The organism is Enterobacter sp. UPMP2052 (genome assembly GCF_053709675.1).
The window spans coordinates 13517-37052 of sequence record NZ_JBSKJR010000012.1; the positions used below are offsets into that span (position 1 = coordinate 13517).

Consider the following 23536-nt stretch of genomic DNA (forward strand, 5'->3'; position numbering starts at 1 on the left):
AACCTAAGGTATATTTCGCCCTTCACAGGAGAAACTATGCTGCCAACTCAATCAACCCGATTAAACAAATACATTAGCGAGAGCGGGATCTGCTCACGTCGCGAGGCGGACCGTTACATTGAACAAGGTAACGTGTTCCTCAACGGCAAACGCGCCACCATCGGCGACCAGGTTGTTCCTGGCGATGTGGTCAAAGTGAATGGTCAGCTCATTGAACCGCGTGATGCAGAAGACCTGGTATTTATCGCGTTGAACAAACCGGTTGGTATCGTCAGTACCACGGAAGATGGCGAGCGGGACAATATTGTGGATTTTGTTAACCACAGCAGCCGCATCTTCCCGATTGGGCGTCTGGATAAAGACTCTCAGGGGCTGATTTTTCTCACCAACCACGGCGACCTGGTGAACAAAATTCTGCGCGCCGGTAACGATCACGAGAAAGAGTACATCGTGACGGTGAACAAGCCGGTCACGGACGAGTTCATCCGTGGTATGGGCGCGGGGGTGCCGATTCTGGGCACCGTAACGAAGAAGTGCAAGGTTAAGAAAGAAGCGCCGTTTGCGTTTCGTATTACCCTGGTGCAGGGTCTGAACCGTCAGATCCGCCGCATGTGCGAGCACTTTGGGTATGACGTGACGAAGCTGGAGCGCACCCGCATCATGAACGTGAGCCTGTCCGGCATTCCGCTGGGCGAGTGGCGTGATTTAACGGATGACGAGCTGATCGAGCTGTTCAGGCTTATCGAAAATTCGTCGTCCGAAGCGAAGCCGAAGGCCAAAGCCAAACCGAAAACCCAGGCCATTAAACGCCCGGTGGTAAAGGCTCCGCCAGCGGAAGAGAAAGGGCGAGGCAAGCCGGCGAACGGGAAACGCTTCGCGCAGCCGGGCCGTAAAAAGAAAGGGCGCTAATTAGCGCCTTCCGCGTGTCGAGGTTGTGGCAGACCAGGAAAACGTCGCCTCTTTATCGGGTTTATACGCCTGCTCTTTTTTCAGTTTGCGGGCTTTTTTTGCTTCGGCGTCGCGCTGCGCCATCAGCTTGTCGATGTACTCTTTTTTAACCTGATTGGTTTCGGCATTGGTCAGCGTGCGGCCACGCGCGATGCGGGCGCGGTCAAGAAGCGTTTTGAGTTCGCGCTGCTCGGCTTCCGTCATGTCTTTCTGGGTCAGTCGTGGTGTCGCCATTGCTGGAACCTCCTGATGGGGAGGCTCCAGTGTAAAGCATGTGACGTCAATTAACGTTGTTCCACCACATCTTTTTTCGCGGGTTCATCAATCGGCTTTCCTGACCAGTAGCCCGCCAGCAGCGAGCCGGACAGGTTATGCCAGACGGAGAACAGCGCGCCCGGCAGGGCCGCCAGCGGCGAGAAGTAAATCTTACCGAGCGCCGCCGCCAGGCCGGAGTTCTGCATCCCTACCTCGATCGCCAGCGTGCGGCAGGTCGACTCGTCAAAGCCAAACAGCTTACCGCCCCAGTAGCCGCCTAACAGGCCGATGGTGTTATGCAGCACCACCGCGATGATGACAACAAAGCCCACGGACGCAATGTGCGAGGCGGAACCGGCCACCACAGCGCTGATGATCGCCAGAATGCAGACCATCGAAAAGGCGGGAAGATACGGCTCGATCGCTTTCACTACGCGGGGGAACAGGTGGTGAATCACCAGACCCAGCGCAATCGGGATCACCACAATTTGCAGAATGCTTAGCAGCATGCCCATCACGTCAACCTGAATGTGCGCGTCCACGTACAGGCGGGTGAGCAGCGGCGTGGCAATCACCCCTACCAGCGTGGAAACGGACGAAATGGTTACCGAGAGCGCGACGTCACCTTTTGCCAGATAGATCATCACGTTGGATGCCGTACCGCTGGCGACGCTTCCCACCAGCACCATTCCAGCGGAGAGGTCGGGCGGCATCTTAAAAGCCATGGCCAGCAGCCACGCGGCGAGCGGCATCACCAGATAGTGCAGGAAAATCCCTGCGGCGACAGGGGCGGGGCGCGACAGCACGCGCTTAAAATCGTCAATTTTCAGGTGCACGCCCATGCCGAGCATAATCAGCATAAGCAGAGTGGTGACCCACGGGCCAATGCCAGTGAAGGTGCCAGGGGTGTAATACGCGAGTACAGACAGCAGCAGCGCCCATAACGGGAATAGCCGGGTGATGGCGGATAACATAATGAATTCCTTGCAGTATTGTCGTGTTGTTTAGTTATAAAAAAGCCGGGTCTGAGCCCGGCTTATCGATATTGTTTAACGTGCTAACGAATTTTATTCAAACAAATTCTGATGAAGTTTTTGCACCACCTGCTCCGCCTGATCCGCAGGCACCAGGAAGCAGAGGTTATAGCTGGACGCGCCGTAGCAAATCATGCGGATGCTGAACGGGTCGAGCACGCCGAAGACCTCTTTGCCTACGCCGCAGGCGCGGGACAGTTTGTTGCCGATGATGGCAACCAGCGCCAGATCCTCTTCTACTTCAACGCGGCACAGCTCCGACAGCTCAATCAGCAGCGACTGGGTCAGCAGGGTGTCACCGGTGGAGGTGGAGCCGGTGGTGTCCAGCGTCAGCGCGATGCTCACTTCGGAAGTGGTGATCAGGTCTACGGAGATATTATGGCGCGCCAGGATGCCGAACACTTCCGCCAGGAAACCACGGGAGTGCAGCATATTATGGCTGTGCAGCGTGACCAGCGTCTGGCGGCGACGCAGGGCCAGAGCGCGGAACAGCGGCGGGTTTTCGGTTTTTTTGCAGACCAGCGTTCCGCCCGCCTGTGGATCTTTGCTGGAGCCCACGAACACCGGAATATCGCTGCGTACCGCGGGCAGCAGGGTTGCCGGGTGCAGCACCTTCGCGCCGAAGGTCGCCATTTCGGCGGCCTCTTCAAAGGCAATGACGTCAATGCGTTTCGCAGCGGATACCACGCGCGGGTCGGTGGTGTAGATACCCGGCACGTCCGTCCAGATATCCACGCGGGTGGCATGCAGGGCTTCGCCAAGCAGGGCGGCGGTGTAGTCGCTGCCGCCACGGCCCAGAGTCGTGGTGCGGCCTTTGGCCTCGCTGCCGATAAACCCCTGAGTGATGACGATACCCTCTTCCAGACGCGGCGCAAGCTGCTGGCTGGTCAGTTCGGCCAGCGCTTCCACATCCGGCTCGGCGCGGCCAAAACGGTCGCTGGTGCGCAGTACTTTACGCACGTCAAACCACTGCGCCTGGATATTGCGCTCGCGCATGATCTCAACGAACAGCAGAGTCGACATCAGTTCGCCGTGGCTGACCAGTTCATCGGTCAGGGCGGTTGAGGTCGCCAGAGAGGCGGCTTCCGCCAGCGTGGTGATATTTTCCAGCAGGCGTTCCACTTCTTCGCGGATGACGTTCGGGTTCTGCAGACGTTCAAGAATATCGAACTGAATTTTGCGCAGCGCGTCCAGCTTCACGAACCGTTCCGTCGCTTCCAGTCCTTCAGACAGAGAAACCAGCAGGTTCGTCACGCCAGCGGAGGCAGAAAGCACCACCATGCGGGTATTCGGATCGGCCAGCACCACATCGGCGCTGCGGTTCATGGCGTCGTAATCCGCCACACTGGTGCCGCCAAACTTGGCGACCACAAAACTCGTCATAACAACCTCGTGTCAGGGAATGAATAAAGCGACCTTGGCACAAGAGTGAAACGAAAGCAGGTGCAGGCGCAAAATACGGCCCTATAAATAAAATGCGGGGGAGGTCCTGTCAATGCTGGGATTATGCGGATTTTTTATGGGGGGGTACCCCTCAGTAACAGGACTAATAACAGGGCCATATTTTATGCTTCGTTTTGCCGCAACGGGGGGCATATTTACCCACCCCAGAGGGGCCATCCAGCAGCTATACTTTTCGGGTCTTTTCACCTGCGTTTGATGCAGACCAGGGCAATGGCATAAAAACCATCACAATTTTTATTTGCAGGCGCTACAATCGACCGCAGTCACAATTCTCAAATCAGAAGAGTATTGCTAATGAAAAACATCAACCCAACGCAGACCTCTGCCTGGCAGGCATTACAGAAACATTTTGATGAAATGAAAGACGTCACCATCGCGGATCTGTTCGCGAAAGATGCCGCTCGTTTCAGTAAGTTCTCCGCGACCTTCGATGACCTGATGCTGGTGGATTTCTCCAAAAACCGCATCACCGAAGAGACGCTGGCAAAGCTGCAGGATCTGGCGAAAGAGACTGAGCTGGCTGACGCCATCAAATCCATGTTCTCCGGTGAGAAAATTAACCGTACCGAAGACCGCGCCGTACTGCACGTTGCGCTGCGTAACCGCAGCAACACGCCGATTATCGTTGATGGCAAAGACGTGATGCCAGAAGTCAACGCGGTACTGGAGAAGATGAAAACCTTCTCCGAATCCATCATCTCCGGAAGCTGGAAAGGCTACACCGGGAAAGCCATCACCGACGTGGTCAACATCGGTATCGGCGGTTCTGACCTCGGTCCGTTCATGGTGACCGAAGCGCTGCGTCCGTACAAAAACCACCTCAACATGCACTTTGTCTCGAACGTAGATGGTACCCACATTGCCGAAGTGCTGAAGACGGTTAACCCGGAAACCACGCTGTTCCTGGTGGCATCCAAAACCTTCACCACCCAGGAAACCATGACCAACGCCCACAGCGCGCGCGACTGGTTCCTGAAAACCGCGGGCGACAACAAGCACGTGGCGAAACACTTCGCAGCGCTTTCTACCAACGGTAAAGCGGTGGGCGAGTTCGGCATCGACACGGCGAATATGTTTGAGTTCTGGGACTGGGTTGGCGGCCGCTACTCTCTGTGGTCCGCGATTGGCCTGTCCATCATCCTGTCCGTTGGCTTCGACAACTTCGTTGAGCTGCTCTCCGGCGCACACGCGATGGATCAACACTTCGCCACCACCGCACCTGAGAAAAACCTGCCAGTGCTGCTGGCGCTGATTGGCATCTGGTACAACAATTTCTTCGGCGCTGAAACCGAAGCGATCCTGCCGTACGATCAGTATATGCACCGCTTTGCGGCCTATTTCCAGCAGGGCAACATGGAATCCAACGGTAAATACGTTGACCGTAACGGCAACGCGGTGGATTACCAGACTGGCCCAATCATCTGGGGCGAACCGGGCACCAACGGCCAGCACGCGTTCTACCAGCTGATTCACCAGGGCACCAAAATGGTACCGTGCGATTTCATCGCCCCGGCTATCACACACAACCCGCTGTCCGACCACCATCCAAAGCTGCTGTCTAACTTCTTCGCGCAGACTGAAGCGCTGGCGTTCGGCAAATCACGCGAGGTGGTAGAGCAGGAATACCGCGATCAGGGTAAAGATCCGGCGACGCTGGACCACGTTGTGCCGTTCAAGGTGTTCGAAGGCAACCGCCCAACCAACTCCATCCTGCTGCGCGAAATCACCCCGTTCAGCCTGGGGGCGCTGATTGCGCTGTATGAGCACAAAATCTTCACGCAGGGCGCGATCCTGAACATCTTCACCTTTGACCAGTGGGGCGTAGAGCTGGGCAAACAGCTGGCAAACCGCATTCTGCCGGAGCTGGGTGATGATAAAAACGTCGACAGCCACGACAGCTCAACGAATGGTTTGATTAACCGTTATAAAGCATGGCGTGCGTAATTAATATGTCATGAAAAAAGCCGGCGTAATGCCGGCTTTTTTATCGGATAATTCCGCATGTCTGTTAGTTAACTCAAATTCCTGCTGTGAGTTTAATCTGAAAAAGGCTGTAAACCATTTAGTTACTGCGGTTTATTTTAGGAATATACGCAGGTGCGTTATTATTGCATTAATTATATCTTCATGTTTTTAAACATTTTTATATTAGATTAATTATTCTTAACCATCCGTTTTAACCAATAATCTGAAAACCCTTCTGCTATTTCCTCATGCGGTAATCCCTCTGCTTTAGTTGTGTATACTCGATTCCGCCTGAATTTCTTTTCGGGCAAATCTCCATTCATTCATTGAAGGGAAATTGTTATGAAGAAAGTACTGTATGGCATTTTTACCATATCTGCGCTTGCGGCGACATCTGTCTATGCGGCTCCGGTTCAGGTCGGAGAAGCGGCAGGGTCGGCAGCGACGTCTGCGTCTGCGGGGAGTTCTACCGCATCCAGCACGAGCACCGTAAGTTCAGCCGTGGGTGTCGCGCTGGCGGCAACCGGTGGCGGTGATGGCTCCAATACCGGAACCACGACCACTACGACGACCAGCACCCAGTAATATCGGGTGTTTTAATCATAACCACACTTCGGTGTGGTTATTTCGCCCCTTCGGAGAAGAGTCGTGAAGCGACCTGCAATCATCCTGATTTGCCTGCTGTTGCAGGCGTGCTCGGCCACCACTAAAGGGCTGGGACATTCCCTGTGGGACAGCATGTTTGGCACGCCGGGCGTGCATCTGACCGATGACGAACTGCAAAACATGCCCTATGCCAGCCAGTACATGCAGTTAAACGATGGCCCGCAGCTGTTTGTGGTGCTCGCTTTCGATGAAAACGGGCAGCAGAAATGGGTGACGCAGGATCAGGCCACCATCGTGACGCAGCATGGCCGGATTGTGAAAACGCTGCTCGGCGGTGACAACCTGCTGGAGGTGAACAATCTCGCAGCCGATCCGCTCATCAAGCCTGACCAGGTCACCGACGGCGCAAGCTGGACGCGCACGATGGGCTGGACCGAGCACAAGCAGGTGCGCTACGCCACGGCCCGCTCTACCTTCCGCTGGGACGGTACGGACAGCGTGCAGGTGGGCAGCGACGAAACGCAGGTTCGCGTGCTGGATGAAGAGGTGAAAACCGATCAGGCGACCTGGCACAACCGCTACTGGGTGGATGAAGAGGGGCAGATCCGTCAGTCCCTGCAGTTCCTCGGCGCCGGTTTCTTCCCGGTGAAAACCACCCTGATCAAGGCGGCGAAATCATGAAAAATACCGTTATCGCCATCGTGCTGCTCGCCGGCTTTGCCGCGCCGCTGGCCTGGTCTGCGGGCACCGTGGAGGTATACACGCCGGAGAACGCGCAGCCTAAAACCTTAACCAACGCCGGACACCTGCTCGATCTCGTCGGGCAACCGAGGCTGGCCAACAGCTGGTGGCCCGGCGCGGTGATCGGCGAGCGGCAGGCGACGGTTGAGGCCGAACAAAAGCATAACGCGCTCCTCGCCCAACTGACCGGGTTAGCTGGTCAGGAAGATGGCGATGACGCCGCCGCTATCAACAGCGTACGTCAGCAGCTTCAGGCGCTGAAGGTCACCGGACGCCAGACGATAAACCTCGATCCCGATGTCGTGCGCGTGGCGGAAAAGGGGAATCCGGCGCTGGAAGGGGAATACACGCTCTGGCTGCCGACGCAACCGTCAACCGTCACCGTAATGGGGCTCATCAGCAGCCCGGGCAAAAAGCCTTTTACGCCGGGCCGCGACGTGGCGAGCTATCTCGACGAGCAAAGCCTGCTCAGCGGGGCGGATAACAGCTACGCCTGGATCGTCTATCCGGACGGGCATACCCAAAAAGCGCCCGTGGCGTACTGGAATAAGCGCCATATCGAACCCATGCCCGGCAGCGTGATTTTTGTCGGTTTTGCCGACCATTTCTGGACGAAGGCGTATGACGGGCTGAATGCCGATATCCTTCATTCCCTGACGCAGCGGATCCCGGATTAATGAAAAAAACCTATCTCTACAGCATGCTGGCACTGTGCGTCAGCGCCGCCTGCCATGCAGAAACCTGGCCCGCGCCCATCGGCCCGTCGCAATCCGACTTTGGCGGCGTCGGTTTACTGCAAACGCCTACCGCGCGGATGGCGCGTGAAGGTGAAATCAGCCTTAACTACCGCGATAACGATCAGTATCGCTACTACTCTGCGTCGGTGCAGCTGTTCCCATGGCTCGAAACCACGCTGCGCTATACCGACGTGCGCACGAAACAGTACAGCAGCGTCGACGCATTCTCCGGCGATCAAACCTATAAAGACAAAGCCTTCGATGTGAAGCTGCGCCTGTGGGAAGAGAGCTACTGGATGCCACAGGTCTCCGTCGGCGCGAAAGATATCGGCGGTACCGGCCTGTTTGATGCTGAATACGTTGTGGCCAGCAAAGCCTGGGGACCGTTTGATTTCTCACTCGGCCTCGGCTGGGGCTACCTCGGAACCAGCGGCAACGTCAAAAACCCGTTCTGCTCCTACAGCGACAAATATTGCTACAGGGATAACAGCTATAAAAAAGCCGGCTCCATCAACGGCGACCAGATGTTCCACGGCCCGGCCTCGCTGTTTGGCGGCATCGAATACCAAACGCCGTGGCAACCGCTGCGCCTGAAGCTGGAGTATGAAGGGAATAACTACAGCGAAGATTTTGCCGGGAAGATTGAGCAGAAGAGCAAGTTTAACGTCGGCGCCATTTACCGCGTCACCGACTGGGCCGACGTTAACCTCAGCTACGAGCGCGGCAATACCGTGATGTTTGGCTTCACGCTGCGCACCAACTTTAACGACATGCGTCCGCACTATAACGACAATGCCCGGCCTGCGTACCAGCCGGAGCCGCAGGACGCCATCATCCAGCACTCCGTCGTCGCCAACCAGCTGACGCTGCTGAAGTACAACGCCGGATTTGCCGATCCGAAGATCCAGACTAAGGGCGACACGCTCTACGTTACCGGCGAGCAGGTGAAATATCGCGACTCGCGCGAAGGGATCGAACGCGCTAACCGGATCGTTATGAACGATCTGCCCGAGGGGATCCGCACGATCCGCGTTACGGAAAACCGCCTTAACCTGCCGCAGGTGACCACGGAAACCGACGTCGCCAGCCTGCGTCGTCATCTTGAGGGCGAACCGCTGGGGCATGAAACCGAGCTGGTGCAAAAACGCATCGAGCCGGTCGTGCCGGAATCGACCGAGCAGGGCTGGTACATTGATAAATCGCGCTTTGATTTCCACATCGACCCGGTGCTGAACCAGTCCGTCGGCGGGCCGGAAAACTTCTACATGTACCAGCTTGGCGTGATGGCAACCGCGGATCTGTGGGTTACCGACCACCTGCTGACCACCGGCAGCCTGTTCGGCAACATTGCCAACAACTACGACAAGTTCAACTACACCAACCCGCCGAACGACTCGAAGCTGCCGCGCGTGCGTACCCGCGTGCGTGAATATGTGCAGAACAACGCCTACGTGAACAACCTGCAGGCCAACTACTTCCAGTACTTCGGCAACGGTTTTTACGGCCAGGTGTACGGCGGCTATCTGGAAACCATGTACGGCGGCGCGGGGGCGGAGGTGCTTTACCGCCCTGTCGACAGCAACTGGGCGTTCGGCATTGACGCCAACTATGTCAAACAGCGTGACTGGCGCAGCGCCCAGGACATGATGAAGTTCACCGACTACAGCGTCAAAACGGGCCATCTCACCGCCTACTGGACGCCGTCGTTCGCCCAGGATGTGCTGGTCAAAGCCAGCGTCGGCCAGTATCTGGCAGGCGACAAGGGCGGCACGCTGGACATCTCGAAACACTTCGACAGCGGCGTGGTCGTGGGCGGCTATGCCACCATCACCAACGTTTCGCCGGACGAATACGGGGAAGGGGATTTCACCAAAGGCGTGTATGTCTCGATTCCGCTGGATCTCTTCTCGTCAGGCCCAACCCGCAGCCGTGCCGCCGTGGGCTGGACGCCGCTGACGCGCGACGGGGGCCAGCAGCTTGGACGTAAGTTCCAGCTGTATGACATGACCAGCGATAAGAACATTAACTTCCGTTGATGCATGATTGCCCGGTGGCGCTGCGCTTACCGGGCCTACGATAGTTTTTTTGTAGGCCGGGCAAACGCAGTGCCGCCCGGCAGGAATGCTGCTGCGAGCCAAACATAAACAAAAAATATAGATCCCCGTCACATTTTTGCATTATACAGGAACCTCGTCCTGGAGAATGAGGTGCTGTATGACATCCCTGACTCGCCCACGCGTTGAGTTTATCTCAACCATCCTCCAGACCGTGCTGAACCTCGGTCTGCTGAGCCTTGGTCTGATTCTGGTCGTCTTTCTCGGCAAAGAGACGGTGCATCTGGCGGATGTGCTCTTCGCCCCTGAGCAAACCAGCAAGTATGCGCTGGTGGAAGGCCTGGTGGTCTACTTTCTCTACTTTGAATTTATCGCCCTGATTGTGAAGTATTTTCAGTCCGGCTTTCACTTCCCGCTGCGCTACTTTGTCTATATCGGGATCACCGCGATAGTGCGGCTGATCATCGTCGATCACAAATCCCCGCTCGACGTGCTGATCTACTCGGCGGCGATCCTGCTGCTGGTGATCACCCTCTGGCTGTGCAACTCGAAGCGGCTGAAACGCGAATAAAAAAAGGGCGCTCCGGGGAGCGCCTAACAGTCACAAGTTGGTTCAATACAATACGTCAAAGTTGAGGGTTGCAGTGGCATAACACATTGAAACTTAACCTTTCACACCGCCCGCCGTCAGGCCGTTAACCAGCCAGCGCTGTGCCAGCAGGAACACGACGGTAATCGGGATAGCGGAAAGGACGGCCGCAGCGGCAAAGTCGCCCCACAGGTAGTTTTGCGGGTTGAGGTATTGCTGCATCCCGACCGCCAGCGTGTAGCTGTTAACATCACGCAGCAGCAGGGAAGCGACCGGAACTTCGGTGATCGCGGCGATAAACGACAGAATAAACACCACCGCCAGAATCGGCACCGACAGCGGCAGAAGCACGAGGCGGAACGCCTGCCACGGGGTTGCGCCATCCAGCGCCGCCGCTTCTTCCAGCGAGCCGTCGATGGTTTCGAAATACCCTTTGATGGTCCACACGTGCAGGGCGATACCGCCGAGATAGGCGAAGATCACGCCGCCGTGGGTGTTAAGACCGATAAACGGCACGTACTGGCCCAGGCGGTCAAACAGGGCGTACAACGCCACCAGCGAAAGCACCGCGGGGAACATCTGGAAAATCAGCATCCCTTTCAGCAGCGTTGCTTTGCCCGGGAAACGCATGCGGGCAAAGGCGTAAGCACAGGTGGTGGACAGCGTCACAATACCGATTGCGGTGATGGTCGCCACTTTCACGGAGTTCCACAGCCACAGCAGCACCGGGAACGGCGGCGGCGTGACGCGGCCATCCGCGTGCTCGACGCTAAAGCCCAGCGCGAGCTTCCAGTGCTCCCAGGAGATTTCATCCGGGATCAGGCTGCCGGTTGCGAAGTTGCCCGAACGCAGGGAAATCGCGATGACCATCAGCAGCGGGAACATAATTGCCGCGATAAATATCAGCAGGCCTAAGTGCGTTGCGAAGAGGCGCAGCTTTTGAGATTTGGGTTGGACCATAGACATATTCTGTGCCCTCCTTAGTCGAATTTCATGCGTGTGGCTTTCAGGTTCACAATCGCCAGCGCGCCCACCAGCAGGAAGATCAGCGTGGCAATTGCCGCCGCCAGGCCGAAGTCCTGACCGCCGCCGCCCTCAAAGGCGATGCGGTAGGTGTAGCTCACCAGCAGGTCGGTATAGCCTGCCGGGGTGGTAGTGCCCAGGCGGTCCGGCCCACCGTTGGTCAACAGCTGAATCAGCACGAAGTTGTTAAAGTTAAAGGCAAAGCTGGCGATCATCAGCGGGGTCAGCGGCTTGATGAGCAGCGGCAGCGTAATTCTGAAGAAGTTCTGGAACGGGCCTGCGCCGTCCATCGCCGAGGCTTCGTACAGGTCGTCCGGGATAGCCTTCAGCAGCCCCATGCACAGGATCATCATGTACGGATAGCCCAGCCAGGTGTTGACGATGATAATCATCGATCGGGCGGTCGTCGGGTCGCTGAACCAGGCCGGTTTGATGCCAAACAGCGCGCTCAGCATCATGTTGATTTCACCGAAGCTCTGGTTAAACAGCCCTTTGAAAATCAGAATTGAAATAAACGACGGCACGGCGTAGGGCAGGATCAGCAGCACGCGGTAAATCGCTTTGCCCTTCAGGGATTCCCACTGCACCAGGCACGCCAGTACCATGCCCACGGCGACGGTCAGGATCACGGTCAGCACCGAGAAGACCACTGTCCAGACGAAGATGGCGAAGAACGGTTTCTGGATCCCTTCGTCGGTAAAGACGCGGGTGAAGTTATCCCAGCCGATGGTCACGGTGTAGCCCGGGCTGAGTTTGTCGTCGCCCCAGCTGCCGTCGGCATTCACCGACTGATAAAAACCGATATCGTTGTTCGGACGGTACTTCACGCCGCTCTGGTTGTTGGTCAGCGTGCCGTCATCCTCTTTGGTATAAAGCGGCTGGGTGCCGGAGAACTGGCGCAGCGAGCTCATGGTCACTTTGCTTTCATCCGGCAGTTCGGCGGTGAGCTGGGTCAGCGCCTGACGATTCTGGGTGATGATACGCAGGTTTGCACGTTCACCTTCCGGCAGGGCTGCGGCCTCTTTCAGGGGCAGCTTTTGTTCGCCGCCAAATGTGAACGCGTCGGAGATAAAGACCTTTTGGGTTTCCTGGTCAGTGAGCGCTAACTTCCACTTATTGCCTTCAGGATACAGGCCGAAGTTAAAGGTTTTACCCGCCTGATAAGAACGGTCCATCAGCACCTGCACCGCGCGTTCCTGCGCGAGCTGGTTGGTACTGCTGTAGTTGGTGAAGGCGATGGCGATGGTGCAGATCAGCGGGAACAGTACGAACAGCCCCATCCCGGCCACGCCCGGATAGACATAGCGCCAGGCGTAAGCTTTACGGTTGGCGAAAATATACAGGCCAGCAGAGCTTAAAATCAGCGTCATGATGGCGAACAGGTACTCCCCTTGTACGTACATTAAAACAACAAGGTAACCCACCAGCAGACAGAGCAGACCAATCACTGACCACTTCAGCGCGTCGCTTTGCCACCAGCGTTTCTTTTTAATGACATCCATGGGGTTCTTCCTCTACAGCGTGTGATCTTTTCTCCCTCTCCTGGGGGAGAGGGCCGGGGTGAGGGCGCGCGGATCGCGACAACCCTCACCCTAACCCTCTCCCAAAGGGAGAGGGAACTACGGCATTACTTAGTAATACGACCCTGCGCATCTTTCAGTGCTGCGTCGACGGTCTGGCGACCGCTTGCGGCGTTGATTACCGCGGTACGGGTGGCGTACCAGAATGCGGCCATCTGAGGGATGTTCGGCATGATTTCGCCTTTCTGGGCATTATCCATCGTTGCCGCGATACGCGGATCCTTCGCCAGCGTGTCCTGGAACGATTTCAGTGCCACGGCGCCCAGCGGTTTGTCCTTGTTCACTTCCTCCAGACCCTGATCGGTCAGCAGGTAGTTTTCCAGGAACTCTTTCGCCAGTTCTTTATTCGGACTGGCGGCGTTGATGCCCGCGCTCAGCACGCCAACGAACGGTTTAGACGGCTTGCCTTTGAAGGTTGGCAGCAGCGTGACGCCGTAGTTGATTTTGCTCTTGTCGATGTTGCTCCAGGCCCACGGACCGTTGATGGTCATTGCGGTTTCGCCTTTGTTGAACGCCGCTTCCGCGATGGAGTAGTCGGTATCCGCGTTCATGTGTTTGTTCTTGATCAGATCAACCAGGAAGCCCAGACCAGCTTTCGCGCCGGCGTTGTCCACGCCCACGTCTTTCACGTCGTACTTGCCGTTTTCAAACTTGAACGCGTAACCGCCGTCGGCAGCAATCAGCGGCCAGGTGAAGTACGGCTCTTGCAGATTGAACATCAGGGCGCTCTTACCTTTCGCCTTCAGTTCTTTATCCAGGGCAGGGATCTCTTCCCAGGTTTTCGGTGGGTTTGGCACCAGGTCTTTGTTGTAAATCAGCGAGAGCGCTTCAACCGAAACAGGGTAGGCGATCAGTTTGCCGTTATAACGAACCGCGTCCCAGGTGAACGGGAACAGTTTGTCCTGGAAGGCTTTGTCTGGCGTCACTTCAGCCAGCAGGCCTGATTGGGCGTAACCACCGAAACGGTCATGCGCCCAGAAGATGATGTCCGGGCCGTCGCCGGTCGCCGCAACCTGCGGGAATTTCTCTTCCAGCTTGTCCGGGTGTTCAACGGTCACTTTGATGCCGGTGTCTTTCTCGAATTTTTTACCCACTTCGGCCAGGCCGTTATAGCCTTTGTCGCCGTTAATCCAGATAACCAGCTTACCTTCTTCAATTTTGGCGAGAGCCGGTGCGGAAATCATCATTGCTGCCAGGGCGGACAATGCGAAAACGCGTGCGCCAGTCTTGATCTTCATATCTGCCATCCTTTTTGGTGATGTGCTCAGGGTACGTCTGCAGTGGTTCAACGTGACTCAGTCTCCTTATTTGACATCCTCTTTCCATCCTCCTGAGCCCTACGCCCCACCCCCTGTTAATGTGATCTCCGTTGCATAAATTTAAGTTATGAGTGCTGGCGCACACAAAAGCCCACTGATTTTTGCAGGCTGCTTCACGATTTTCGCCTAAGCCCACCGGCGCTGGTCGCAGAGCCTGCTCTCTCATCCTCCCGCCTCCTCCCCCATGAAAAAGGTGGGGGGTGGAGGATTCACGAAAGTAATGGAAGACGCATAGTGAACTTATCTTGAATGTTTCTGTCGGTGACAGGTTGTAACGAAGGGAGAAGGGCATGGCGAGCGTACAGCTGCGTAATGTAACGAAAGCCTGGGGCGACGTAGTGGTGTCAAAAGACATCAATCTGGACATCAACGAGGGCGAGTTCGTGGTGTTCGTCGGTCCATCTGGCTGTGGTAAATCGACTCTGCTGCGTATGATTGCCGGTCTTGAAACCATCACCAGCGGTGATTTGTTTATTGGTGAAAGCCGGATGAACGACATCCCGCCCGCCGAACGTGGCGTCGGCATGGTCTTCCAGTCCTATGCGCTTTATCCCCATCTGTCCGTTGCCGAAAACATGTCCTTTGGCCTGAAGCTGGCAGGGGCGAAAAAAGAGATCATCAACCAGCGCGTGACCCAGGTCGCCGAAGTATTACAGCTGGCGCACCTGCTGGAGCGTAAACCAAAAGCGCTCTCCGGTGGTCAGCGTCAGCGCGTGGCAATTGGCCGTACGCTGGTGGCGGAACCGCGCGTGTTCCTGCTGGATGAACCACTTTCTAACCTGGATGCCGCCCTGCGCGTCCAGATGCGTATCGAAATCTCCCGTCTGCACAAGCGCCTTGGCCGCACGATGATTTACGTCACCCACGATCAGGTCGAAGCGATGACGCTGGCCGACAAAATTGTGGTGCTGGACGCCGGTCGCGTCGCGCAGGTGGGCAAACCGCTGGAGCTGTATCACTACCCGGCAGACCGCTTCGTCGCGGGCTTTATTGGCTCGCCGAAGATGAACTTCCTGCCCGTTAAAGTGACCGCCACGGCGATTGAACAGGTACAGGTGGAGCTGCCAAACCGTCAGCAAGTGTGGCTGCCGGTCGACAGCGCTAACGTACAGGTCGGGGCAAATATGTCCCTCGGCATTCGTCCTGAGCATTTACTGCCAAGCCACATCGCCGATGTGACGCTGGAAGGGATTGTTCAGGTCGTCGAACAACTTGGTCACGAAACACAGATTCATATCCAGATCCCCGCCATCCGTCAGAACCTGGTTTACCGCCAGAATGACGTGGTGTTGGTAGAAGAGGGTGCCACATTCGCTATCGGTTTGCCGCCAGAGCGCTGTCATCTGTTCCGTGAAGATGGCACCGCATGTCGTCGGCTGCATAAAGAGCCAGGCGTCTAAGCAATCCCAATAATAAGCACGAAACCGACAGGTGAAGTGTTCAAAGAAAAGCAATGATCTCAGGAGATAGAACGATGATTACTCTGCGCAAAGTCCCCCTGGCAGTCGCCATTGCGGCAGGCATCCTGTCTGCCCAGGCGGGTGCCGTAGACTTTAAAGGTTATGCTCGTTCCGGCATTGGCTGGACCGGAAGTGGCGGTGAACAACAGTGTTTCCAGGCAACCGGTGCTCAAAGTAAATACCGTCTCGGTAACGAATGTGAAACCTATGCGGAACTGAAACTGGGTCAGGAAGTGTGGAAAGAAGGCGACAAGAGCTTCTACTTCGACACTAACGTTGCCTATTCCGTGTCTCAGCAGAACGACTGGGAATCCACCAGTCCGGCCTTCCGTGAAGCAAACGTGCAGGGTAAAAACCTGATTGAATGGCTGCCAGGCTCCACCATCTGGGCCGGTAAGCGTTTCTATCAGCGTCATGACGTTCACATGATCGACTTCTACTACTGGGATATCTCAGGTCCTGGTGCGGGTATCGAAAACATCGATCTGGGCTTCGGTAAACTCTCTCTGGCAGCCACCCGCTCTTCTGAAGCAGGCGGTTCTGCAACCTTCGCCGATCGTGACGCGAACGGTGACCGTGTTTATGACAACGTTGTACCAAACGACGTGTTCGACGTGCGTTTAGCCGGTATGGAAATCAACCCAGGCGGTACGCTGGAGTTGGGTGTTGACTACGGTCACACCAACATTCCTGATGACTACTACCTGCAGCCTGGCGCTTCTAAAGATGGTTGGCTCTTAACCGCCGAACATACCCAGAGCATGATGAAAGGCTTCAACAAGTTCGTTCTGCAGTACGGTACGGACTCCATGACCTCTAACGGTAAAGGCATCCCGCAAGGCGGAAGCATTGATAACGATGGTTCCATGTGGCGTGTGCTGGACCACGGTGCAATCACCCTGGCTGAGCGTTGGGACCTGATGTACGTCGGTATGTATCAGAATATCGACCGTGACAATAACAACGGTACCGAGTGGTGGACCGTGGGTGTTCGTCCAATGTACAAATGGACGCCGATCATGAGCACCTTGCTGGAAGTGGGCTACGACAACGTTAAATCGCAGAAAACCGACGACCGAAACAGCCAGTACAAAATCACCCTTGCCCAGCAGTGGCAGGCAGGCGACAGCATCTGGTCTCGTCCGGCAATCCGCGTCTTCGCAACCTACGCGAAGTGGGATGAGAAGTGGGGTTATGCAACCAACGACGACGCTGGTTACACCTCTGGCGTGGCGTATAACGATACTTCCGCGAAGACCTTCAGTCGTGGTGATAACGACGAGTGGACCTTCGGTGCCCAGATGGAAATCTGGTGGTAATTCGCAAGACCTGACGTAATGACCGAAAAGAGGGGCGCAAACCCCTCTCTCCTTAGGGCGCTGCGCGCTATTGCCTGGCCACCGCAGCGTTCACGCTATCAGAGGTAATAACAATGAAAATGAAGAAAAGTCTCGTCGCGCTGTGCCTCTCTGCGGGCCTGCTGGCTAGTGCGCCAGCCATCACCTTTGCAGATGTCAATTTCGTTCCTCAGAATACCAGTGCTGCGCCAGCGATCCCGGCGGCGGCACTTCAGCAGCTGGTGTGGACGCCGGTTGATCAATCGAAAGTACAAACCACACAGCTTTCCGCTGGCGGTCAGTCACTGAACGTGCCGGGCATCAGCGGCCCGGTTGCCGCGTTTAGCGTGCCGGCCAACATCGGTGAATTAACCCTGACGCTGACCAGCGAAGTGAACAAGCAGACCAGCGTTTTTGCCCCTAACGTGCTGATCCTCGACCAAAACATGACGCCGTCAGCGTTCTTCCCAAGCAATTACTTTAACTATCAGGAACCGGGCGTAATGAGCGCGGACCGCCTGGAAGGGGTTATGCGCCTGACGCCAGCGCTGGGGCAGCAAAAAATTTACGTGTTGGTCTTTACCACCGACAACGATCTCCAGCAAACCACGAAGCTGGTTGACCCGGCAAAAGCCTATGCAAAAGGTACCGGAAACGCGGTTCCTGATATTCCGGACCCGCTTGCCCGCCACACCACCGATGGCCTGGTCAAACTGAAAGTGTCTACGAACAGCGCGTCCAGCGTGCTCGTTGGCCCATTGTTCGGCTCGTCTGGACCAGGTCCGGTGACGGTAGGTAACACCGCGGCGCCGGTATACGCAGCGCCTGTCGCGGCAGCACCAGCGGCCGCTGCGCCAGCGCCGGCACCGGCGAAAAAAGCTGAGCCAGTACTGAACGATACCGAAACCTATTTCAACAACGCCATTAAGCAGGCGGTGAAAAATGGCGACGTCGACAAAGCGCTGAAACTGCTTGATGAAGCCGAGCGTTTAGGTTCGACCACTGCCCGTTCCACCTTTATCAGCAGTGTAAAAGGCAAGGGGTGACCGTCTCCCCACAGTGCTGATTTGTTCGTTTTAGTGCGCCTGAGTGGGCGCACTTTTTTTCGTACCGCCCGTGCTGTTGCGCCATTGTTGCGATAGTGATCGCTAAATATCGTTTGGCCGCCCTCAATCTGCTTTTCTGCGATACAATGCGATAACGTTATGTATCGGAGAGTCTGGCATGTCACACCCTGCGCTTATGCACCTGCGTGCGCTGCGCTATTTAGACCACATACCCGCGCTTGACCCGGCGCAGCTTGACTGGCTGCTGCTGGAAGATTCCATGACAAAACGTTTTGAACAACAGGGAAAAACGGTCACGGTGACGCTGATTCAGGAAGGATTTGTCTCATCTGATGAGATTGCCGATGAACTGCCGCTGCTGCCGCGTGAAGAACGCTACTGGTTACGTGAAATTTTACTGTGTGCCGACGGCGAGCCGTGGCTTGCCGGGCGGACAGTGGTGCCTGAATCAACGCTTTCCGGGCCTGAGCTCGCACTGCAACGACTGGGAAAAACGCCGCTGGGGCGCTATCTTTTTACTTCGTCCGAGTTAACCCGAGATTTTATTGAGATTGGTCGCGATGCCGATCTGTGGGGACGCCGTTCCCGTCTTCGCCTGAGTGGTAAACCGTTAATACTGACGGAGCTGTTTCTACCCGCATCGCCGTTGTACTAAGAGGAAGAAAAAAATGGAGTGGAGTCTGACGCAGGACAAGCTGCTGGCCTATCACCGCTTGATGCGTACCGATAAGCCCATTGGCGCGTTGCTGCTGCTGTGGCCAACGTTATGGGCGCTGTGGGTAGCCACCCCGGGCTTACCGCCGCTGTGGATCCTGGCGGTGTTTGTGGCAGGTGTCTGGCTGATGCGCGCCGCAGGCTGCGTGGTCAACGATTATGCCGACAGAAAATTTGACGGCCACGTTAAGCGTACGGCCAACCGCCCGCTGCCGAGTGGTCAGGTTACCGAGAAAGAGGCCCGCACGCTGTTCGTGGTGCTGATTGCGCTCTCCTTCCTGCTGGTGTTAACCCTGAACACCATGACGATCCTGCTCTCCGTGGCCGCACTGGCACTGGCGTGGGTCTATCCGTTTATGAAGCGCTATACCCATCTTCCGCAGGTGGTGCTGGGCGCGGCGTTTGGCTGGTCGATCCCGATGGCGTTTGCGGCGGTGAGCGAATCCGTACCGCTCAGCTGCTGGCTCATGTTCCTGGCCAATATTCTCTGGGCCGTGGCGTACGATACGCAATATGCGATGGTCGACCGTGACGATGACCTCAAGATTGGCATCAAATCAACGGCGATCCTGTTTGGCCGTCATGACAAGCTGATCATCGGCATTATGCAGGTCGCGGTTGTGGCCCTGATGGTCGCCATTGGTCGCCTGAACGGGCTGAACTGGGAGTTTTACTGGTCCGTGCTGGTGGCCGGACTGCTGTTTGCGTACCAGCAAAAGCTGATTGCGAAGCGTGAACGTGAAGCCTGCTTTAAGGCGTTTTTGAACAATAACTACGTTGGCCTGGTGCTGTTTATCGGGCTGGCGATGAGTTACTGGTCATAAAAAAGCCGGGTGGCGGCTTCGCCTTACCCGGCCTACGATTTAGCGGAACATGTAGGCCGGGTAAGCGTTAGCGCCACCCGGCTTTAACATCATTCGCCCTGCGTCGCACTCTCGATCGTTAAACGCACGTCTGAGGTAATCAGGTCTGCCAGCATCTGGTAGATCTTCATCGTCTCTTCCGGCTCGGCATCGCCCGTGTCGCTGATAAACCCTTCATCACGCAGCGTCAGCACCAGAGAGCTGAACACGGCCTTGTCGAAGAATTCCGGCGCGTTAATGCCGTGCAGAACGGACAGGCGCTGGGCCAGCGTCCGGCTCTCTTTTTCCAGCGTACCGCGGTTGATGGACGGGTTCGCGCTCAGCAGCCAGAAGGTAATAGCGTAGCGCTGAAGCGTCTCACGCGCGCCTGCCGCCAGCAGTTGCAGCGTCCGGGAACGTGATGGGTTGATGTTCAGCTCGTCTTCGGTGACGGTCACCAGCCCCTGACGACGCATCTCTTCCGTTAATTTATCCAGCTCTGCCGCCAGCTCATCTTTGCTCCAGCGCAGGAACAGCTCCGCTTTCAGCATCGGGTAGATGGCCGCAATATGGCGCAGCAGTTCCTGGCGAGAAATACGACGATGCTGGGTAATGATGGCAGCCATCAGCGACGGCAGCATCAGCATATGCGTGATGTTGTTGCGATAGTAGGTCATCAGCACGGCCTGCTCGCGCGGCAGAATGATGATATCGCCGATCGTATCTTTTTCGACTTCAAACTTGTTCATCTGCAGCGCATGGTCGATAAGCTCGCTGGCGGTGGCAGAAGGCACGGTAGAGTCGGTGGAGTACGGAACATTACGCATAATGTCGAGGTAGCAATCGAGCTGCTCGGTCAATTGTTCACGAGTCAGAGAACGCTGGCGCGAGGCCAGAAGCGCCGTACAGCACAGGTTCATGGCGTTCGCCGCACCTGCGTTGTTAATGCGCACCATCAGCTCCGAGGCGATGCCGTTTACCGTTGGCGTCAGCCAGGCCGGGCGTACCGCTTCGATGGGGTCGATAGATTCGCGCCACTCCGGAACGTGGTGGTTAAGGTAGGTCATCAGCGGCATTGGTTCGCCGAAGTTCACGTAGCCCTGACCGAGGTTGCGCAGTTTGCTCAGCCCACGCAGCATCTGCGGCAGGCTCTCTTTCTCTTTGGTCGCACCGCGCAGCTCTTTTGCGTAGGTGCCCACTTCCATGACGTGCTCATAGCCGATGTAGATAGGCACCAGCGTAATCGGACGCGTGCCGCCACGCAGCATCGCCTGAATGGTCATCGACAGCGTGCCGGTCTTCGGATCGAGCAGGCGACCGGTTCGGGAGCGTCCGCCTTCGACAAAGTACTCAACGGAATAACCGCGGCTGAACAGCTCGCCCAGATATTCACGGAACACGGTGGAGTAAAGCTTGTTGCCCTTAAAGGTACGGCGAATAAAGAACGCACCCAGACGGCGGAAGATCGGCCCTGCTGGCCAGAAGTTCAGGTTGATACCGGCCGCGATGTGCGGCGGCACCAGGCCCTGATGATAAAGCACGTAGGAAAGCAGCAGGTAGTCCATGTGGCTGCGGTGGCAGGGCACATAAACAATCTCGTGGCCGTCGTGTGCCAGCTGACGCACGCGCTCGGCGTTGTGGACGTTAATCCCCTGATAGAGGCGGTTCCACGTGAAGCTGAGAATACGGTCAGAAAGCCGGATCATCTCGTAAGAGAAGTTCGCGGCGATCTCTTCCATCAGTGCAATGGCGTTTTGCTGGGCTTTCTCATGCGAGATTTTCTTGCTGCGCGCTTCGTCTTCGACGGCGCGAGCAATGGCTTTTGACGCCAGAAGCTTGTTGAACAGATCCTGACGCGCCGGGAGACGCGGGCCAACCGCGGCCAGACGCTGACGCGCAAAGTGCATACGCGCCACGCGCGCCAGTTTTTGCGCAATGATTTTGTCGGTGCCGTGTTCGTCTGCCATGCGGCGCAACGAAACGGAAGGGGAGAAACGGACAAAGCTGTCGCGCCCCAGCCATGAGACGGCGAAGAATTTCTGGATGCCGTTGAGCATGCGCAGCGGCGGGTTCTCCTCGCCTTTTTCGCGGCCCGGACGACGACCAAACATCACGGAGACCGGCACCATCTGCACATCCAGGCCAGGATTGCTGCGGTGCAGGTCAAGATAGTCATGGAACAGCTTGATGGACTCTTCTTTCGGCGTGTAATAGGTGAACACGCGCGGCCCGCCGTGGATAAACACATAGCGTGGCAGCAATGTGCCATCAACTTCCAGCGGTTCTAGCGGGTCGGGAAGGTCATGCGCCAGACACTGGGCGCGAAGCGTCAGTAGGTCAGCCTTCGAGTTATAAGGCAAAACGTACATAATAGGGCGCGACGTATCGAGCCCTAATTCCAGCGCGGGTTCTGCTGGGATAGACTTACTTTTTACCAGGACGCTTAATGGTAAATTAAGTAACTTGTAGTAAATTCGTGGCCAGCCGGACATAAACGATGTAAAGCCTCTGGTTAATAATGCAATTGCGGCGCAAGGATAACAGAAAGCGCGCAAGATTTCTGTTGTTACCCGTCATACTTCAGGCTGCAGCAAAACGCGCTGCGGCTATATACACTGCATCCTTCAGGCTCGCCTGAGGCAGCATGAATGATTTTGTGTATAGTTACTGACGCTATTTCCACTATAAGGTTCTTTTAATGGCCAATAATACCACTGGGTTAACCCGAATCATCAAAGCTGCAGGCTATTCATGGAAAGGTTTCCGCGCCGCATGGATCAATGAAGCTGCTTTCCGCCAGGAAGCGGTTGCCGCGATTGTCGCGGTTATCATCGCGTGTTTCCTTGATGTTGATGCCATAACCCGCGTACTCCTCATTGGTTCCGTACTTCTGGTGATGATAGTGGAAATTATCAATAGCGCTATTGAGGCAGTGGTAGACCGAATTGGTTCAGAATTTCATGAGCTTTCGGGTCGCGCTAAAGATATGGGATCGGCTGCCGTGCTGCTGGCGATTATCATCGCAGCCATCACCTGGGTCACGCTGCTTTGGTCACATTTCCGATGAGCCTCGAGGAATAATTAAGTCCCTGGTTTTTTGTGCAGTTTTTGGTTCCAAAATCGCCTTTGACTGTATATACTCACAGCATAACTGTATATACACCCAGGGGGCGGAATGAAAGCGTTAACGACCAGGCAGCAAGAGGTGTTTGATCTCATTCGGGATCATATCGGCCAGACGGGTATGCCACCCACGCGTGCAGAAATCGCGCAGCGTCTGGGTTTCCGCTCTCCAAACGCGGCTGAGGAACACCTCAAAGCGCTGGCGCGTAAAGGCGTCATTGAGATTGTTTCTGGCGCATCACGCGGTATTCGCCTGCTTGTTGAAGAAGAGACGGGTATTCCGCTGATTGGCCGTGTTGCGGCGGGTGAACCGCTGCTGGCACAGCAGCATATCGAAAGCCACTATCAGGTGGACCCCGGTATGTTTAAGCCGAGCGCTGATTTCCTGCTGCGCGTTAGCGGGATGTCGATGAAAGACATCGGTATTCTCGATGGCGATCTGCTGGCGGTTCACAAAACGCAGGACGTACGCAACGGCCAGGTTGTGGTTGCGCGCATTGATGATGAAGTGACCGTTAAGCGCCTGAAGAAACAAGGCAATACCGTGCAGCTGCTGCCGGAAAACAACGAATTCACGCCTATTGTGGTAGACCTGCGAGAACACAGCTTCTCCATTGAAGGGCTGGCCGTTGGCGTTATCCGCAACGGCGAATGGCTGTAATCTCTTCCTGACGGGCT

At 56.2% G+C, this 23536-nt stretch carries 21 protein-coding genes; 14 read left to right on the forward strand and 7 right to left on the reverse strand.

From position 1 onward, the window contains the following. Nucleotides 1–36: 36 nt before the first annotated feature. Nucleotides 37–909 (forward strand): 23S rRNA pseudouridine(2604) synthase RluF, encoded by an 873-nt coding sequence (gene rluF, locus ACWKX3_RS20585; protein ID WP_006177527.1) that lies wholly within the window; start codon nucleotides 37–39, stop codon nucleotides 907–909. On the opposite strand, the gene ACWKX3_RS20590 is transcribed toward rluF, so the two are convergent. From ACWKX3_RS20590 to lysC, 3 genes are all read right to left on the reverse strand, one after another. Beyond that, nucleotides 910–1182 (reverse strand): DUF3811 domain-containing protein, encoded by a 273-nt coding sequence (locus ACWKX3_RS20590; protein WP_442779990.1) that lies wholly within the window; start codon nucleotides 1180–1182, stop codon nucleotides 910–912. Between the two features lie 50 nt (nucleotides 1183–1232). Continuing rightward, nucleotides 1233–2177, reverse strand: a complete 945-nt coding sequence (gene panS, locus ACWKX3_RS20595; protein WP_058610082.1) for a ketopantoate/pantoate/pantothenate transporter PanS — start codon at nucleotides 2175–2177, stop codon at nucleotides 1233–1235. A 93-nt stretch (nucleotides 2178–2270) separates the two neighbouring features. Then, complete coding sequence (gene lysC, locus ACWKX3_RS20600) at nucleotides 2271–3620, reverse strand: lysine-sensitive aspartokinase 3 (protein WP_454542361.1); 1350 nt, start codon at nucleotides 3618–3620, stop codon at nucleotides 2271–2273. A 375-nt stretch (nucleotides 3621–3995) separates the two neighbouring features. On the opposite strand from lysC, the gene pgi reads away from it, so the two are divergent. The 6 genes from pgi (at nucleotide 3996) to psiE (ending at nucleotide 10375) form a co-directional block, all read left to right on the forward strand. After that, complete coding sequence (gene pgi, locus ACWKX3_RS20605) at nucleotides 3996–5645, forward strand: glucose-6-phosphate isomerase (protein WP_454542362.1); 1650 nt, start codon at nucleotides 3996–3998, stop codon at nucleotides 5643–5645. 363 nt (nucleotides 5646–6008) lie between these two features. Then, entirely contained in the window at nucleotides 6009–6251 is a 243-nt protein-coding gene (yjbE, locus tag ACWKX3_RS20610) for an exopolysaccharide production protein YjbE (RefSeq protein ID WP_454542363.1), read from the forward strand. Nucleotides 6252–6314: 63 nt separating this feature from the next. Then, a complete protein-coding gene (locus ACWKX3_RS20615) occupies nucleotides 6315–6953 on the forward strand; it encodes a YjbF family lipoprotein (protein ID WP_006177500.1) in 639 nt (212 codons plus the stop codon). Beyond that, complete coding sequence (locus tag ACWKX3_RS20620; RefSeq protein ID WP_454542379.1) at nucleotides 6947–7690, forward strand: capsule biosynthesis GfcC D2 domain-containing protein; 744 nt, start codon at nucleotides 6947–6949, stop codon at nucleotides 7688–7690. Before ACWKX3_RS20615 ends, ACWKX3_RS20620 begins: the two co-directional genes overlap by 7 nt. Continuing rightward, a complete protein-coding gene (locus ACWKX3_RS20625; RefSeq protein ID WP_006177496.1) occupies nucleotides 7690–9786 on the forward strand; it encodes a YjbH domain-containing protein in 2097 nt (698 codons plus the stop codon). Before ACWKX3_RS20620 ends, ACWKX3_RS20625 begins: the two co-directional genes overlap by 1 nt. Before the next feature lie 178 nt (nucleotides 9787–9964). Continuing rightward, nucleotides 9965–10375 (forward strand): phosphate-starvation-inducible protein PsiE, encoded by a 411-nt coding sequence (psiE, locus tag ACWKX3_RS20630; protein ID WP_000202963.1) that lies wholly within the window; start codon nucleotides 9965–9967, stop codon nucleotides 10373–10375. Nucleotides 10376–10468: 93 nt separating this feature from the next. Here psiE and malG read toward each other — a convergent pair whose 3' ends face one another. The 3 genes from malG to malE all read right to left on the reverse strand — a co-directional run bounded on the left by malG (nucleotide 10469) and on the right by malE (nucleotide 14234). Then, complete coding sequence (gene malG / locus ACWKX3_RS20635) at nucleotides 10469–11359, reverse strand: maltose ABC transporter permease MalG (protein ID WP_006177494.1); 891 nt, start codon at nucleotides 11357–11359, stop codon at nucleotides 10469–10471. 14 nt (nucleotides 11360–11373) lie between these two features. After that, nucleotides 11374–12918 carry a maltose ABC transporter permease MalF gene (malF, locus tag ACWKX3_RS20640; protein ID WP_454542364.1) on the reverse strand — a complete coding sequence of 515 codons (1545 nt, stop codon included), beginning with the start codon at nucleotides 12916–12918 and terminating at the stop codon, nucleotides 11374–11376. A 125-nt stretch (nucleotides 12919–13043) separates the two neighbouring features. Next, nucleotides 13044–14234, reverse strand: a complete 1191-nt coding sequence (malE, locus tag ACWKX3_RS20645) for a maltose/maltodextrin ABC transporter substrate-binding protein MalE (RefSeq protein WP_042321183.1) — start codon at nucleotides 14232–14234, stop codon at nucleotides 13044–13046. A 371-nt stretch (nucleotides 14235–14605) separates the two neighbouring features. Here malE and malK point away from each other — a divergent pair, with 371 nt between their 5' ends. The 5 genes from malK (at nucleotide 14606) to ubiA (ending at nucleotide 19717) form a co-directional block, all read left to right on the forward strand. Then, nucleotides 14606–15715, forward strand: coding sequence for a maltose/maltodextrin ABC transporter ATP-binding protein MalK (gene malK, locus ACWKX3_RS20650; RefSeq protein WP_088209293.1), 1110 nt, complete (start codon nucleotides 14606–14608; stop codon nucleotides 15713–15715). 53 nt (nucleotides 15716–15768) lie between these two features. Then, complete coding sequence (locus tag ACWKX3_RS20655; RefSeq protein ID WP_454542365.1) at nucleotides 15769–17094, forward strand: maltoporin; 1326 nt, start codon at nucleotides 15769–15771, stop codon at nucleotides 17092–17094. 113 nt (nucleotides 17095–17207) lie between these two features. Beyond that, the gene (gene malM, locus ACWKX3_RS20660; RefSeq protein WP_102891690.1) at nucleotides 17208–18158 is read left to right on the forward strand and encodes a maltose operon protein MalM; all 951 of its coding nucleotides are present in this window, start codon (nucleotides 17208–17210) and stop codon (nucleotides 18156–18158) included. Nucleotides 18159–18336: 178 nt separating this feature from the next. Beyond that, nucleotides 18337–18834 carry a chorismate lyase gene (ubiC, locus tag ACWKX3_RS20665; protein WP_454542366.1) on the forward strand — a complete coding sequence of 166 codons (498 nt, stop codon included), beginning with the start codon at nucleotides 18337–18339 and terminating at the stop codon, nucleotides 18832–18834. Nucleotides 18835–18847: 13 nt separating this feature from the next. Then, a complete protein-coding gene (gene ubiA, locus ACWKX3_RS20670; protein WP_006177486.1) occupies nucleotides 18848–19717 on the forward strand; it encodes a 4-hydroxybenzoate octaprenyltransferase in 870 nt (289 codons plus the stop codon). Between the two features lie 89 nt (nucleotides 19718–19806). Here ubiA and plsB read toward each other — a convergent pair whose 3' ends face one another. Continuing rightward, a complete protein-coding gene (gene plsB, locus ACWKX3_RS20675) occupies nucleotides 19807–22227 on the reverse strand; it encodes a glycerol-3-phosphate 1-O-acyltransferase PlsB (RefSeq protein ID WP_042321176.1) in 2421 nt (806 codons plus the stop codon). Between the two features lie 206 nt (nucleotides 22228–22433). Between plsB and ACWKX3_RS20680 the strand changes: the two genes are divergently transcribed. After that, a complete protein-coding gene (locus ACWKX3_RS20680; RefSeq protein WP_006177484.1) occupies nucleotides 22434–22802 on the forward strand; it encodes a diacylglycerol kinase in 369 nt (122 codons plus the stop codon). 108 nt (nucleotides 22803–22910) lie between these two features. Next, on the forward strand, nucleotides 22911–23519 hold the full coding sequence (gene lexA / locus ACWKX3_RS20685) for a transcriptional repressor LexA (protein WP_088209297.1): 609 nt from the start codon (nucleotides 22911–22913) through the stop codon (nucleotides 23517–23519). Nucleotides 23520–23536 lie beyond the last annotated feature (17 nt).

Coding starts and splice junctions, on each gene's coding strand:
- ACWKX3_RS20680 (WP_006177484.1), top strand. CDS start 22,434: ATGGCCAATAATACCACTGGGTTAACCCGAATCATCAAAGCTGCAGGC.
- ubiC (WP_454542366.1), top strand. CDS start 18,337: ATGTCACACCCTGCGCTTATGCACCTGCGTGCGCTGCGCTATTTAGAC.
- yjbE (WP_454542363.1), top strand. CDS start 6,009: ATGAAGAAAGTACTGTATGGCATTTTTACCATATCTGCGCTTGCGGCG.
- pgi (WP_454542362.1), top strand. CDS start 3,996: ATGAAAAACATCAACCCAACGCAGACCTCTGCCTGGCAGGCATTACAG.
- ACWKX3_RS20625 (WP_006177496.1), top strand. CDS start 7,690: ATGAAAAAAACCTATCTCTACAGCATGCTGGCACTGTGCGTCAGCGCC.
- lexA (WP_088209297.1), top strand. CDS start 22,911: ATGAAAGCGTTAACGACCAGGCAGCAAGAGGTGTTTGATCTCATTCGG.
- malE (WP_042321183.1), bottom strand. CDS start 14,234: ATGAAGATCAAGACTGGCGCACGCGTTTTCGCATTGTCCGCCCTGGCA.
- malG (WP_006177494.1), bottom strand. CDS start 11,359: ATGTCTATGGTCCAACCCAAATCTCAAAAGCTGCGCCTCTTCGCAACG.
- ACWKX3_RS20655 (WP_454542365.1), top strand. CDS start 15,769: ATGATCTCAGGAGATAGAACGATGATTACTCTGCGCAAAGTCCCCCTG.
- plsB (WP_042321176.1), bottom strand. CDS start 22,227: ATGTCCGGCTGGCCACGAATTTACTACAAGTTACTTAATTTACCATTA.
- malK (WP_088209293.1), top strand. CDS start 14,606: ATGGCGAGCGTACAGCTGCGTAATGTAACGAAAGCCTGGGGCGACGTA.
- malF (WP_454542364.1), bottom strand. CDS start 12,918: ATGGATGTCATTAAAAAGAAACGCTGGTGGCAAAGCGACGCGCTGAAG.
- rluF (WP_006177527.1), top strand. CDS start 37: ATGCTGCCAACTCAATCAACCCGATTAAACAAATACATTAGCGAGAGC.
- lysC (WP_454542361.1), bottom strand. CDS start 3,620: ATGACGAGTTTTGTGGTCGCCAAGTTTGGCGGCACCAGTGTGGCGGAT.
- psiE (WP_000202963.1), top strand. CDS start 9,965: ATGACATCCCTGACTCGCCCACGCGTTGAGTTTATCTCAACCATCCTC.
- ubiA (WP_006177486.1), top strand. CDS start 18,848: ATGGAGTGGAGTCTGACGCAGGACAAGCTGCTGGCCTATCACCGCTTG.
- malM (WP_102891690.1), top strand. CDS start 17,208: ATGAAAATGAAGAAAAGTCTCGTCGCGCTGTGCCTCTCTGCGGGCCTG.
- ACWKX3_RS20590 (WP_442779990.1), bottom strand. CDS start 1,182: ATGGCGACACCACGACTGACCCAGAAAGACATGACGGAAGCCGAGCAG.
- panS (WP_058610082.1), bottom strand. CDS start 2,177: ATGTTATCCGCCATCACCCGGCTATTCCCGTTATGGGCGCTGCTGCTG.